The organism is Microbacterium sp. UBA3394 (assembly GCF_002358725.1).
Classification (GTDB): domain Bacteria; phylum Actinomycetota; class Actinomycetes; order Actinomycetales; family Microbacteriaceae; genus Microbacterium; species Microbacterium luteum.
The window spans coordinates 17,631-30,457 of sequence record NZ_DEPK01000031.1 but is presented as its reverse complement, the minus strand read 5'-3'; the positions used below and the strand labels follow the sequence as shown (position 1 = coordinate 30,457).

At 69.0% G+C, this 12,827-nt stretch carries 9 protein-coding genes; 5 read left to right on the top strand and 4 right to left on the bottom strand.

Annotation, left to right across the window (positions count from 1 at the left end; translation table 11 throughout):
* Positions 1–148: 148 nt before the first annotated feature.
* From B4E30_RS01670 to B4E30_RS01655, 4 genes are read right to left on the bottom strand one after another with little or no spacing between them, the layout of a single operon-like run.
* Positions 149–997 (bottom strand): ATP-binding cassette domain-containing protein, encoded by an 849-nt coding sequence (locus tag B4E30_RS01670; protein ID WP_286793234.1) that lies wholly within the window; start codon positions 995–997, stop codon positions 149–151.
* Positions 994–2,859 carry a dipeptide/oligopeptide/nickel ABC transporter permease/ATP-binding protein gene (locus tag B4E30_RS01665; RefSeq protein WP_286793233.1) on the bottom strand — a complete coding sequence of 622 codons (1,866 nt, stop codon included), beginning with the start codon at positions 2,857–2,859 and terminating at the stop codon, positions 994–996. The genes B4E30_RS01670 and B4E30_RS01665 overlap by 4 nt, the downstream gene beginning before the upstream one ends.
* Entirely contained in the window at positions 2,856–3,797 is a 942-nt protein-coding gene (locus B4E30_RS01660) for an ABC transporter permease (protein WP_286793232.1), read from the bottom strand. The genes B4E30_RS01665 and B4E30_RS01660 overlap by 4 nt, the downstream gene beginning before the upstream one ends.
* Positions 3,798–3,854: 57 nt before the next feature.
* Complete coding sequence (locus B4E30_RS01655) at positions 3,855–5,384, bottom strand: ABC transporter substrate-binding protein (RefSeq protein ID WP_286793231.1); 1,530 nt, start codon at positions 5,382–5,384, stop codon at positions 3,855–3,857.
* Between the two features lie 194 nt (positions 5,385–5,578).
* On the opposite strand from B4E30_RS01655, the gene B4E30_RS01650 reads away from it, so the two are divergent.
* The 5 genes from B4E30_RS01650 (at position 5,579) to B4E30_RS01630 (ending at position 12,802) form a co-directional block, all read left to right on the top strand.
* The gene (locus B4E30_RS01650) at positions 5,579–6,322 is read left to right on the top strand and encodes a TetR/AcrR family transcriptional regulator (RefSeq protein ID WP_286793230.1); all 744 of its coding nucleotides are present in this window, start codon (positions 5,579–5,581) and stop codon (positions 6,320–6,322) included.
* Positions 6,319–8,727, top strand: coding sequence for a glycoside hydrolase family 2 TIM barrel-domain containing protein (locus B4E30_RS01645; RefSeq protein WP_286793229.1), 2,409 nt, complete (start codon positions 6,319–6,321; stop codon positions 8,725–8,727). Before B4E30_RS01650 ends, B4E30_RS01645 begins: the two co-directional genes overlap by 4 nt.
* Positions 8,728–8,818: 91 nt before the next feature.
* Entirely contained in the window at positions 8,819–10,222 is a 1,404-nt protein-coding gene (locus B4E30_RS01640) for an MFS transporter (protein ID WP_286793228.1), read from the top strand.
* 1 nt (position 10,223) lies between these two features.
* Complete coding sequence (locus B4E30_RS01635) at positions 10,224–11,297, top strand: LacI family DNA-binding transcriptional regulator (RefSeq protein ID WP_286793227.1); 1,074 nt, start codon at positions 10,224–10,226, stop codon at positions 11,295–11,297.
* The gene (locus B4E30_RS01630; protein WP_286793226.1) at positions 11,294–12,802 is read left to right on the top strand and encodes a sulfatase family protein; all 1,509 of its coding nucleotides are present in this window, start codon (positions 11,294–11,296) and stop codon (positions 12,800–12,802) included. Before B4E30_RS01635 ends, B4E30_RS01630 begins: the two co-directional genes overlap by 4 nt.
* Positions 12,803–12,827: the final 25 nt, after the last annotated feature.

Sequence of the window (12,827 nt, the reverse complement as noted above, 5' to 3'; positions counted from 1 at the left end):
AGCGTCATCGCGCGCAGGCCGATCTGCGGCAACGGCACGGTCGTCCAGAAGTCGGCGCCCTGGACGAGTGCCGCCTTGTCCTCCAGCGAGAGCTGCTCGAGCAGGGGACGAAGATGCTCGGTGTCGACGTCGGTCGAGATCTGCGCGGTCATGCCGCCTCTCCTTCGGGGTGGGCCGCGAGAAAAGCTCGACGCTCGTCGCGACGGGTCGCCTGCTTGTCGGGATCGGGGATCGGTGCCGCCATGAAAAGGCGCTGCGTGTAGGGGTGCGTCGGCGCCGACGTGACCTGGTCGCCTTCGCCGGACTCGACGATCTCGCCCCGGTACATCACCGCGACGCGGTGGCTGATGTGACGCACCACCGCGAGGTCGTGGGTGATGAACAGGTACGCGACCCCGGTGCGCTCCTGGATGTCGATGAAGAGATCCAGCACGCGCGCCTGCGTCGACAGGTCGAGGGCCGACACGGGCTCGTCGCACACGATGAGCTTCGGGTCGAGTGCCAGGGCGCGCGCGATCGCGATGCGCTGGCGTTGACCGCCGGAGAATTCGCGCGGCAGGCGCGAGCGAGCGTCGGCGGGCAGGCCCACGCCGTCGAGCAGGTCGCGCACGCGGCCGCGCGCCTCCTTCACGGCGACGCCGCGCGCGGTGAGCGGCTCGGCGAGGATCTGCTCGATCGTGAGGTTCGGGTTGAGGGACGAGTAGGGGTCCTGGAAGACGACCTGGATCTCGTCCGCGAGGTCACGGCGCTCCCGGCGGTGCAGGTGCGAGATGTCGCGACCGCCGTAGGTGATCGTCCCCTCCGTCACCGGCGCGAGCCCGAGGACCGCGCGCCCGAGGGTGGTCTTGCCCGAGCCGGACTCGCCCACGAGCCCGAGCGTCTCGCCGGGACGGATGTCGATGGACACGCCCTTCAGAGCACGGAAGGGTTCGGCGCGGAACCCCTTGCCGGGGTACTCGACGACGAGGTCGTCGACGGTGAGAAGCGGCTCGGTCATGACCGGACTCCTTCGCGGTAGGCCGGACGTGCGGGACCCTCATCGAGGATCGCGTCCAGCAGCGACTTCGTGTACGGGTGGGTCGGAGCGCCGAGGATCGTGCGAACCGGTCCCTGTTCGACGAACAGGCCCTGCTGCATGACCGTCACGCGGTCGCACAGGTCGGCGACGACGCCGAAGTTGTGCGTGACCAGCAGCATGGCCATGTGGCGCTCCTCCTGCAGGTCGCGGAGCAGGTCGAGCACCTCGGCCTGGACGGTGACGTCGAGGGCGGTGGTGGGCTCGTCGGCGATGATCAGGTCGGGATCGGTCGAGACCGCGCCGGCGATGAGCACGCGCTGCGCCATGCCGCCGGACACCTCGAACGGGTAGGCGTCGAAGGTGCGCTTCGGGTGGGGGATCCCGACGCGATCGAGCAGGGCGAGCGACTTCTCGGTCGCTTCCTTCTTCGACAGGCCGAGGTTCCTCCGGAGCGGCTCCACCAGCTGCGACCCGATGGTGAACGAGGGGTCGAGGTTCGACATCGGCTCCTGCGGAATGTAGCCGATGCGTGCGCCGCGGATGCCGGTGTACGTCGACTCGGGAGCATCCGCCAGCTCCGTGCCCTCGTAGCGGATGGAGCCGGCGGTGACATGTCCGCCGCGGGGCAGCAGGCCGAGCACGGCGAACGCCGTCTGCGTCTTGCCCGAGCCCGATTCGCCGATGAGGCCGTGGATCTCGCCCTTGCGGATGTCGAGCGAGACGCCGTGCACGACCTCGATGTCGGAGCTGGCGGCCTGCTGGTAGGCCACCCGCAGGTCGCGCACGCTCAGGGCGATCTCGCGCTCGGCGTTCGAGTCGCCATCGTCGTGGACGATCGTCGCGCCCTCGACGAGCGGCAGCTCCATGGAGTCCTCGAGCGAGGAGCGGTCGCCGCCGGTGGTGGACAGCGAGGTCGTGACCGCGGCGATCGACCCGGTGGCCGTCGCGACGGCGCGCCGACGTCGGCGGCGCACCACCGTCGTGCGCTCGAGCTCGTCGCGGAGGGTGTTCGCGAGCAGGGTGAGCGCGATGCTCGTGAGCGCGATCGCCAGAGACGGCCACAGCATCAGGATGGGCGCCTGATAGATCCGCGCGAAGCCTTCGGAGAGCATCTGGCCCCAGGTCGGCACCGTCATGTCACCGAGACCGATGAACTCCAGGCCGGACTGGATCGCGATCGCGATGCCCGCGATGATCGCGGACTGGATGATGATGGGCGCGCGCACGACGGAGAGGATGTGCCGGCCGATGATGCGCATGTCGCTGAGTCCGGAGACCCGGGCGGCGTCGACGTAGAGCTCGTTGCGCACGCCGGTGACGGCGGCGTAGACGAGGCGGTAGTAGGCCGGCGACAGGATGATCCCGAAGATCAGCATGGCTCCCCACACCGACGGTCCGATGACCGTGCGCGCGGCGATCAGGATGACGATCGCGGGCAGCGCCATGATGAGCGATGTCATCCAGGAGGCGACCGAGTCGAACCAGCCGCGGTAGTACCCGGCGATGAGGCCGCCGATGACGCCGATCAGCAGCGAGGTCACCACGGCCACCAGAGCGGCCGCGATCGTCACCTGCGTGGCGACGAGCAGACGGGAGAACACGTCGCGGCCCGCGCTGTCGGTGCCGAGGAGGTGCTCGGCGCTGGGGTCCTGGAGGATGAGCTGGAGCGACGCCTGGTTGGGGTCGTACGGCGCCAGCAGTCCTCCGATGACGGCGATCACCGCGATGAGGGCGAGGAAGATCAGTGAGGCCAGGCCGACGGGGCGGCGCAGCAGCCGCCGGAACAGCGAGGCGCGGGCGGGCCCCTTCGGGACGGACGTGGGGACGTCGACGGCGGTCATGACAGTCGCACCTTCGGGTTGAGCGCAGCCTGAGCGAGATCGATGATCAGGTTGACGATGATGACGATGAGGGCGGTGACCACGACGACTCCCATGACGACGGGGATGTCGCCCTGGGTTCCGGCGGCCACGGTGAGCTGACCGAGGCCCGGGAGGGCGAAGACCTGCTCGACGATGAGGGCGCCGCCGAGCAGTCCGATGAACTGGACGGCGAGCACGGCGAGTGCGGGGCCGCCGGCGTTGCGCAGCACGTGCTTGTAGACGACGCTCCCGCTCCGCAGACCTCGCGCGCGGAGGGTGCGCACGTAGTCGCGCGACATCGCGTCGATGACGGAGCCGCGGATCTGCTGGGTGACGGCGGCGATCGCTCCCAGGGAGAGGGCGATGATCGGCAGGGTGATGGAGGCGAGCCAGCCCCCCACCGAGTCGGTTATCGGCGTGTATCCGGTCGCTTTGAACCAGCCGAGGTTGATCGCGAAGATCAGCACGAGGTAGACGGCGATGAGGAACCCGGGGATGGCGAACCCGAGCACGGAGATGAACTGCACGATCGTGTCGACCGCGCCGCCGCGGCGCGCGGCGAGGACGCCGAGGATCACCGACACGATGGCCGTGATGATGGTCGTGCCGATGACCAGGGTGAGGGTCACCGCGAGACGTCCGGACAGGCTCACGATGACGAGCTGGCCGTTGAACCACGAGCGGCCGAAGTCGCCGGTGAGGGCCGACGTGAGCCAGTCCCAGTACTGCACGACCAGCGGGCGGTCGAGACCGAGCTCCTGAGCCCTCTGCTGGACCGTCTCGGCGGTCGCGGTCTGGCCGACCAGGCGACGGGCGATGTTCGCGCTGTCGAGGTACATCAGACCGAAGGCGAGTGACGAGATGACGAAGAGGAGGACGACGCCGGCGAGGATCCGCCGGATGATGAACGTGAGCATGCTGAACTCCAACGTGTGGGGCTCCGGGGGCCCTGCGGGGCCCCCGGAGCGAGCCTTCTAGTTCTTCGGCTGGAAGTCGTAGATGGCCGGGTAGGCGTTGCTCGGGAGCATCTCGACGGTCGTGTTGGCGTCCGTCGCGAAGCTGCCCTGCACGCGGTAGAAGGGAGCGAACCAGGCGTTCTCGACGATGTACCGGTTCAGCTCCGCCGCGACGGCGTCCTGGGTCGCCTCGTCACCGAACTGGATCTGCTCGATGTACTCGTTCACCTGCGGGTCGGAGTAGCCGAACGGGTTCCAGGTGGCCGTGGGGGAGATCATGAACTGGATCAGCTGCCAGTCGGGGTTCTCCTCGAGGGCCATGAAGGTGGCGGGGTACTTCGGGGCGAGGATGTCGCTGATGAAGTTCCCGACGGGCACCTCGGTGTAGTCCGCGGTGATCCCGACATCGGCCAGCTGCTGGCTGATGAGCGTGTAGGTGTTCGCGCCGAGCACCGAGACCGAGGGCATCGAGATCGTGAGTCCGTCGGCGTAGCCGGCTTCGGCCAGCAGCTCCCGCGCCTTCTCGGGGTCGTAGGTGTAGTAGCTGTCGAGCGCGTCGTCGTACGCGGCCGAGTTCGTCGGGAACACCTGCGTGGTGGCCGTGCCGTAGTCGTTCTGGAGGGCCGTGAGCAGGCCTTCGCGGTCGAACGCGTAGTTGATCGCCTGGCGCACCCGCACGTCGGCGAGTGCTTCGTCGAGTTCGCCGCCGCGGTCGAAGAGCAGCAGGCCCTGGAAGTCGAGCTCGTTGGCGTTGACGGTCCATCCGGCCGCCTCGACCTCGGCGAGCGCGTCGTTCTGGGCGAGCTTGACGCCGTTGGCCTCGCCGGCCTTGATCGCGTTCACGGCGGCGGTCGGGTCGCTGAGCACGTTGATGATGAGCTCGTCGTAGTGCTGCGCGTCGGGGTTCCAGTAGTCCGGGTTCGCCGTGTAGACGTACGACGTGCCGGTCACCGTGGCCGCGGTGTCGAGGATGTAGGGGCCGGAGCCGACCGGCGTCGTGGCGAGGTCCTCGCTGTCCAGCGATGCCTCGGCGGCGACCAGGCCCGCGGTGCGCGTGAGGTAGTTCAGCAGCGCGGGGTCGGGTGCGCTGAGCGAGATGACGACGGTCGATTCGTCGGCGGCCGAGATCGTCTCGACGTTGCTGAGGTAGCCGACATCCGGTCCGGAGCCGTCCTTGAAGCGCTGCATGTTCTCGACGACCACGTCGGCGTTGAGCTCGGAGCCGTCGGTGAAGGTGACGTCGTCGCGGAGGGTGAGGGTCAGCTCGGTGTTGTCCTCGTTGTAGGCGAAGTCGGAGGCGAGCCAGGGCTCGATGGTGCCCTCCGGCGTCGCGAGGAGCAGCGTGTCGTAGGTCGCCTGGTAGAACGGCGACTGGTTGCCCCACTGGGACTGCGCCGGGTCGAAGGTCTGCGGCGCGAGGATCGCGACGAGGGTGAGGGTGCCGCCGCCGCTGGCGTCGTCACCTGTCGAGTCGGATCCACCGGCGCAGCCGGCGAGTGCGAGGGCGGCCGCCGCGACGACGGCTGCTGTGGCCTTCCATCGGAACATCCTTGGTCCCTTTCGGTCGTGGCGATTCCCCTGTGGACCGCCGTCAGGCGATGACGCTAACACCAATAACGAGTGAGCACTAGGTTTTTGCCCTAAAAAACTAGCGTCCGCTAGGAATTCGTTATAGAACGGATGTCGAGAGGGCCTGCGCACGCCCGCCAGCGGGGACGGACGGCGCGGGCTACGGTGAACCAATGACGGATTCCACTCCGACGGTCGCGCGTCAGAGCGCCTCCCGTCCGCTGCGCAAGCGGAGAGGGGAGTACGCGAAGTCGGCGGCGACGCGCGAGGCGATCCTCGACGCCGCGCTGGAGGTGTTCGCGCACTCGGGCTACCGCAAGGGGTCGTTGCGCGACGTCGCGTCGCGCGTCGGAATGAGCGAGGCCGGACTGCTCCACCATTTCAAGACCAAGAGCGCGCTGCTGCAGGCGGTGCTCGACCACCGCGACGAGCAGTCGCGCGGATACGTGGACTTCGACCAGGAGGACGGCGTCGAGGCGCTTCGCGGCCTCGTCGCGCTGGCGGCCCACAGCGCCTCCACGCCCGGCGTGGTGGAACTGTTCTGCACCGTCTCGGCGGAGGCGACCTCGCCCGATCATCCTGCCCACGACTACTTCATCCGCCGCTACGCGTACGTGCGCGACAACGCCGCCGCCGCGTTCGAACGCGTGGCCGCCGCGGGGCGCCTGCTGCCCGGCGTGGATCCCATGCGGGCGGCGGTCGCGACGATCGCCCTCATGGACGGGCTGCAGGTGCAGTGGCTCCTGGATCCCACATCCACCGACATGGCCGAGGCGCTCGCCGAGTTCTTCGGCGGCATGATCGCCGGTTTCGACATGGGGGCGCTGGAGCGTCGCCTGGATGCGCTGGGCTCCGACGTCGCCGCGCCGGGCGGGGCGGATGACGCGCCCGCCGGTGTCGATGAGGTCGTGGCGTGATCCGCACCCCCTTCCACCTCGGATGGACGGTCGGCCCGAAGCTGGGTGCCTTCGAATCCCCCGGCGGCGCCGCGGCCGTTCCGGTCGTCCTGCCGCACGACGCCATGCGCGACCTGCCGCGGGCGGCCGACAGCGATCAGGGGGTCGCAGCCGGATACCACTCCGGCGGGGTCTTCGAGTACGCCACCGAGCTCGACGTGCGGGCGGACTGGCGCGAGAAGACCGTGATGCTCGACTTCGAGGGCGTGTACCGCGACGCGGTCGTGCTGGTGAACGGCGATGTCGCCGGGCACGAGGAGAACGGGTACAACGGGTTCACCGTCGTCCTCGATCCCTTCCTGCGCTTCGGCGAGCGCAACCGCATCACCGTCGAGGCTCGCGCGCACCGCGACAGCCGGTGGTACTCGGGCGCCGGCATCTACCGGCCGGTCCACCTCATCGTCGCCGATCCCGTGCACATCGCGCTGGACGGCATCCGCGTCACGACTCCCGACATCGACCGCGAGCGGGCTATCGTCGAGATCGCGACGACGGTCGAGAACGCTTCGCGTCACACGCGCACGATGCGCGTGGCGTGGGAGGTCATCGCCCCCGGCGGCGGCATCGTCGCGCGCGCGGACGCGCCGGTGACGGTGCTGCCCGGCGAGCCGGCGACGGCGAGGGTGCGCGTGGCGGTGGAGGATCCGGCGCTCTGGCATCCCGACGCTCCCGCGCTGCACCGGGTGCGCGCGTCGCTGGCCGACGGCGAGACGAGTGTCGACGCCGACGCGGTGAGCTTCGGCATCCGCCGGCTCCAGCTCGACGCGGCGCGCGGTCTGCGCATCAACGGCGACGCCGTGCTGCTTCGGGGAGCGTGCGTGCATCACGACAACGGCCCGCTCGGGGCGGCCACCCCCGATGCCGCCGAAGACCGTCGGGTGCGCCTGCTGAAGGAGGCCGGCTTCAATGCCCTGCGCAGCGCGCACAATCCCATGAGCCGCGCGATGCTCGAAGCCTGCGACCGGCACGGCATGCTGGTGATGGACGAGCTCGCCGACGTCTGGACCCGCTCCAAGACCGCGTTCGACGCCGCGCCGTCCTTCCCCGACCGGTGGCGCCACGACGTGGCGGCGATGGTGGCCAAGGACCTCAACCATCCGAGTGTCGTCATGTATTCGATCGGCAACGAGATCCTCGAGCTCGGCACCCCGCACGGCGGCGCCTGGAGCAGGCGGATCGCCGCGGAGGTGCGACGCCTCGATCCGCATCGCCCGATCACGAACGGCATCAACGGCATCATCGCGAACCTGCCGCGCATGACCGAGGCGATGGCCGAGCTCGAGGCCGCCGACCCCAACACGATGATGGCGAACATGGGCGAGCAGATGGCGCTCATGAACGCCTCGGACCCGGTGAGCGAGTCCATCGAGGAGTCGGCCGCCGCCCTCGACGTCGTCGGCTTCAACTACGCCGACTCCCGCTACCGGAGCGATGCGGATCGGTACCCGCATCGCATCATCGTCGGCTCCGAGACCTTCCCGGCCCACATCGACGTCATGTGGTCTCTCGTCGAGGAGCTGCAGCACGTGATCGGCGACTTCACCTGGACCGGATGGGACTACCTCGGCGAGGCCGGGATCGGTCGCGTCGACTACACCGACGAGCCCGGTTACGAGTCCACTGGCACCGCCGGGCCGTTCCCGTTCGTCACGGCGGAGTGCGGCGACCTCGACATCACCGGTCACCGCCGCACCGTGTCGTACTACCGCGAGATCGTCTACGGACGGCGCACGGACCCCTTCATCGCCGTGCACCGCCCGCAGCATCACGGGCGACCGACCGCGACGACGCCGTGGTCGTGGGACGACACGGTCGCCTCGTGGACGTGGCAGGCCGCCCCCGGGTCACCGGTGACGGTCGACGTGTACGCGGATGCCGACGAGGTCGAACTCCGGCTCGACGGCGAGACGGTCGGGTTCGCGAGGGTGGGGGAGGAGAGAGCCTTCCGGGCGCGGTTCGACATCGCCTATCGGCCCGGCGTCCTGGAGGCCATCGCGCGGCGCGGCGGCGCCGAGCTCGGCCGCCACGAACTGCGGACCGCCGGCCCGGTGGCGCTCGCCGCGCGTGCGGAGTCCTCGCGCATCGCCGAGGACGGACTCGCCTTCGTCTCACTGACCCTGGAAGATGCCGCCGGCACGGTCGCGTGCGATGCCGACCGGGTCGTCACCGTCGAGGTCGAGGGGCCCGGCGAGCTCGTGGGGATCGGCACCGGACGAGCGCGCACGCTCGAGCCGTTCTCGGGAGCATCCGTCACCACCTACGACGGTCGCGCCCTCGCCATCGTGCGGCCCACCGGACGGGGCGAGATCTCGGTGACCGCGCGCGCCGACGGCCTGACGTCAGCGACAGCGTCCATCGCGGTCTGACGACCACGGCGCCGTCTTCGCCGCCACATCGATTGACTTCAAACGTTTGAATACGTAAAGTGTCATCGCACTCACTCAAAGAGGAGGACTCTTGACGGCTCTGAACACCACCGTTTTCCAGGCGACGCGCCCCTTCGGGTGGCGGGACAAGGTCGGCTATCTCTTCGGAGACCTCGGAAACGACTTCCTGTTCATCTTCGCCTCGGCGTATCTCCTCGTCTTCTACACGAACGTCGCGGGACTCAACCCGGCGCATGTGGGGACGCTGTTCCTGCTGACGCGCCTGCTCGATGCGTTCACCGATGTGTTCTGGGGGCGCTTCCTCGACCGGCACACGCCGTCGCGGGCGGGACGCTTCCGGGTGTGGATCGGTCGCGCCGCGCCGCTGCTCGTCGTGGCCAGCGCGCTCCTGTACGTCCCCTTCATCTCCGAGTGGACCTACACCGCCAAGCTCGTCTACGCCGTCGTGACCTACATCCTCTGGGGCTCGGTCTTCTACACGATGGTCAACATCTCCTACGGCTCGCTCGCGTCGGTGGTCAGCGGCGTTCCCGCCCACCGCGCCTCGCTGTCGGTGTTCCGCGGGGTCGGCGCCAACATCGCCGCGCTGTTCGTCGCACTCGTTCCGCCGCTGGTGATCTACGCCACGGTGGACGGCGTCTCGCAGGTGCTGCCCGGAGCCTTCTTCGTCACGGGCCTCGTCTTCTCCGCCGCCGCACTCGTGTTCTACGTCTTCTGCTACTCCCTCGTGCGCGAGCGCGTGCACGCGCAGCCCGTCGAGGGACGGAGCTTCGGCCAGCTGCTGCGCTCGCTCGCGGGAAACCGTGCCCTGATCGCGCTCATGGCGGGAAACCTCACCCTCATGCTGGCGTCGCTGCTGACCGGATCGATGGCGGCCTACCTGTGGCTGAACTACTTCAACAAGGGCGCGCTCTCCGGGCCGGCACAGTTCGCGCAGTATCTGCCCGCCCTGCTCATCGCCCCGGTCGCCCCGCTTCTGGCCTCCCGCATCGGAAAGCGCGAGACGCTCGTCGTCGCTCTCGCGGCGACCTCCGCGCTCTATCTGCTGCTCTATGTGCTGCACACCGATTCGCCGTGGGTTTTCATCGTGCTGACGCTGCTCGCAGGGGTCGGGCTGGGACTGTTCAACCTGCTCGTGTGGGCCATCATCGGCGACGTGATCGACCATGAAGAAGTTCGAAGCGGCGAGCGCGACGACGGAACCGTGTACGCGGTGAACACCTGGGCCCGCAAGCTCGGTCTCGCGCTGGCCGGTGGGCTGGGAGGCTACGCGCTCTCGCTCGTGGGCTTCCAGTCCGGGCAGACGGAGCAGAGTGCCGCGACGATCGAGGGGATCTACACGGTCGCGACCCTCGTGCCGGGCATCCTATACGCCGTCGTGGCCGCGATCTTCCTGTTCTGGTACCCGCTGTCCCGTGCCCGGGTCGCCGCGAACGTCGCGACCCTTGCCGAGCGCCGGGAAGCGGACGCCTGAGATGGCCCGACGCCCGACCCTGAAGGACGTCGCCGAGCTCGCCGGCGTCTCGGTGTCGGCGGTGTCCTACGCCCTCAACGACCGCAGCGGCGTTCCGCTCGCCGAGGCGACCAAGACGCGCATCCGCCGCGCCGCCGACGAGCTCGGCTACGTTCCCAATCGAGTGGCGCGGTCGCTGCAGGCTCGCGCCGCCCGCGCGATCGGCGTCATCCTCGACAAGCCGCTCACGTCGCCGCGATACGCGGGAATCGTGGAGGGCATCGGGATCGGACTCCGCGACCACGACCTGCAGCTGACCCTCGTGCCCGGCGGGGCCGTCGAGGCGGCTGTCGAGGATGCGCGCGGCGGTCTCCTCGCGGGACTGATCTTCATCGGACACGACGACCTCAGTGCGCCGCCCGCGCTCGTCGCGCAGGTGCTCGCCCACCGCATCCCGTTCGTCGCCCTCGACTGCGGGGAGCGAGACGCTCCCTACGCCACCGTCGACTTCGACTACGCCACAGGAGTGAGGCAGGCGGTGGCGCACCTCGCCGAGCAGCAGGTCACCGAGGTGCTCTACGTGCGGCCGGATCTCGACTCGCGCGCGGAGATTCAGCGCGAGCGCGCCCTCGCCGACGAGCTCTCCGCCCGTGGCGACACGCGGTTGACCGTGCTGTCGGACGGTATCACGGCCGAGAAGCTCGAGACGCTCGACGCGCATCCGGGGAGCCTCGCCGACCACATCACCCGGCTCCGGACCGACATCGAGCGGGCGCTGCGGGCGTCATCCGATCCCGACCTCTCGCGCACGGCCGTGCTGTGCGCGTGGGGATCCGACGTCGAGGCGGCCTATCGGGCGGCGCACGCGGTCGGCGGCGTCCACGTCGCTTCGCTCGCGGCGGGCACACTCGAGCTGGACCTCTGGCCCAACCTGTTCTCCTCCCGGCTTCCCCTCGAGGAAGCCGGACGCGCGTGCGCCGACCTCATCGTCGCCGAGGTCGCCGGGCGCGCCGAGTCCCCGCACCTGCTTCTCGCACCGACACCGGCCGCTTCGGCCACAACGATCCCCCTCAGCGATACCGGAGGAAGACCATGACCAGGCCGAACATCATCTTCATCATGTCGGACGACCACGCGGCGCACGCGATCTCGGCGTACGGCAGCCGGGTGAACCACACCCCGCATCTGGACCGCATCGCCGAGGAGGGCATGCGTCTGGACGCGGTGTACTGCACGAACTCGATCTGCTCGCCGTCGCGGGCGTCGATCCTGACGGGCACCTACAGTCACATGAACGGGGTGTCCTCGATCTGGACCGAGATGGACTACCGCGTGCCGACGTTCATCGACGTGCTGCACGGCGACGGCTACAAGACGGCCATGTTCGGCAAGTGGCACCTCGGCGAGCACGGCCGGTCGCTCCCGCGCGGCTTCGACGCGTGGAAGATCTTCCCCGGTCAGGGGGACTACGTCGATCCCGAGATGATCGACGCGAACGGCGCGGCGAAGGTGCCGGGCTACGCCACCGACATCGTCACCGACTTGTCGATCGATTGGATCGACGCGCTCGACGCGGACCAGCCGTTCGCGATGATGGTGCACCACAAGGCGCCGCACCGGCCGTGGATCCCCGACGAGAAGCACAAGCATCTGTACGCCGACGGCCAGATCCCCGAGCCCGACACGTTCTTCGACGACTACGAGTCGCGGTCGAAGGCGGTGCGCGGCGTGCACATGACGATCGCCGACGACATGGGCGCCGACGACCTCAAGCAGGAGGTTCCGGAGCACCTGCGCGGCGAGGAGAACCGCGCCGCGCGGATGAGCTGGAAGTACCAGATCTACATGCGCGACTACCTGCAGTGCATTCAGTCGATCGACGACAACGTCGGCCGCCTGCTCGACCACCTCGAGGAGAAGGGCCTCGCCGAGAACACCCTCGTCGTGTACACCTCCGACCAGGGGTTCTTCCTCGGCGACCACGGCTGGTTCGACAAGCGCCTGATGTTCGATCAGTCGTTGCAGATGCCGATGCTGATGAAGTGGCCCGCCGAGATCGCGGCGGGGAGCCGCTGCGAGGCGATCATCACGAACGTGGACTTCGCCGCGACGTTCCTCGACATCGCGGGCGTCGACGTGGATGCGGCGCTGCCGACCTCGCAGGGCCGCTCGTTCCGGGCGCTGCTGCGCGGAGAAGAGGTCGAGGACTGGCCGGATGCGGCGTACTACCGATACTGGGAGCACGACGACCCGATCCATGCCGCACCGGCGCACTACGGCATCCGCACGAAGGATCACAAGCTGATCTACTACTACGGGGCCGGGCTCGGCGTGCCGGGGGCGTCGGAGACCGTCTTCGAGCCGGAGTGGGAGCTGTACGACCTGAACGCCGACCCGACCGAGGTGCGCAACGTCGCCGACGATCCCGCCTATGCGGAGATCAAGGCCGAGCTCGAGACGAAGCTCGCCGAGTACCAGAAGCACTACCAGGATGAGCCGTATGTCGGCCCGTCGACGCCGCACCCGGAGTGGGGGCCGTACGACGAGGAGATGTTCGCCTTCGTGCAGAAGTACGTCGAGAACATCCGCTCGACCAGCTGAGCCCGCCGCCGCTCACGCCTCGGGC

Coding starts and splice junctions, on each gene's coding strand:
- B4E30_RS01670 (WP_286793234.1), bottom strand. CDS start 997: ATGACCGAGCCGCTTCTCACCGTCGACGACCTCGTCGTCGAGTACCCC.
- B4E30_RS01665 (WP_286793233.1), bottom strand. CDS start 2,859: ATGACCGCCGTCGACGTCCCCACGTCCGTCCCGAAGGGGCCCGCCCGC.
- B4E30_RS01660 (WP_286793232.1), bottom strand. CDS start 3,797: ATGCTCACGTTCATCATCCGGCGGATCCTCGCCGGCGTCGTCCTCCTC.
- B4E30_RS01655 (WP_286793231.1), bottom strand. CDS start 5,384: ATGTTCCGATGGAAGGCCACAGCAGCCGTCGTCGCGGCGGCCGCCCTC.
- B4E30_RS01650 (WP_286793230.1), top strand. CDS start 5,579: ATGACGGATTCCACTCCGACGGTCGCGCGTCAGAGCGCCTCCCGTCCG.
- B4E30_RS01635 (WP_286793227.1), top strand. CDS start 10,224: ATGGCCCGACGCCCGACCCTGAAGGACGTCGCCGAGCTCGCCGGCGTC.
- B4E30_RS01630 (WP_286793226.1), top strand. CDS start 11,294: ATGACCAGGCCGAACATCATCTTCATCATGTCGGACGACCACGCGGCG.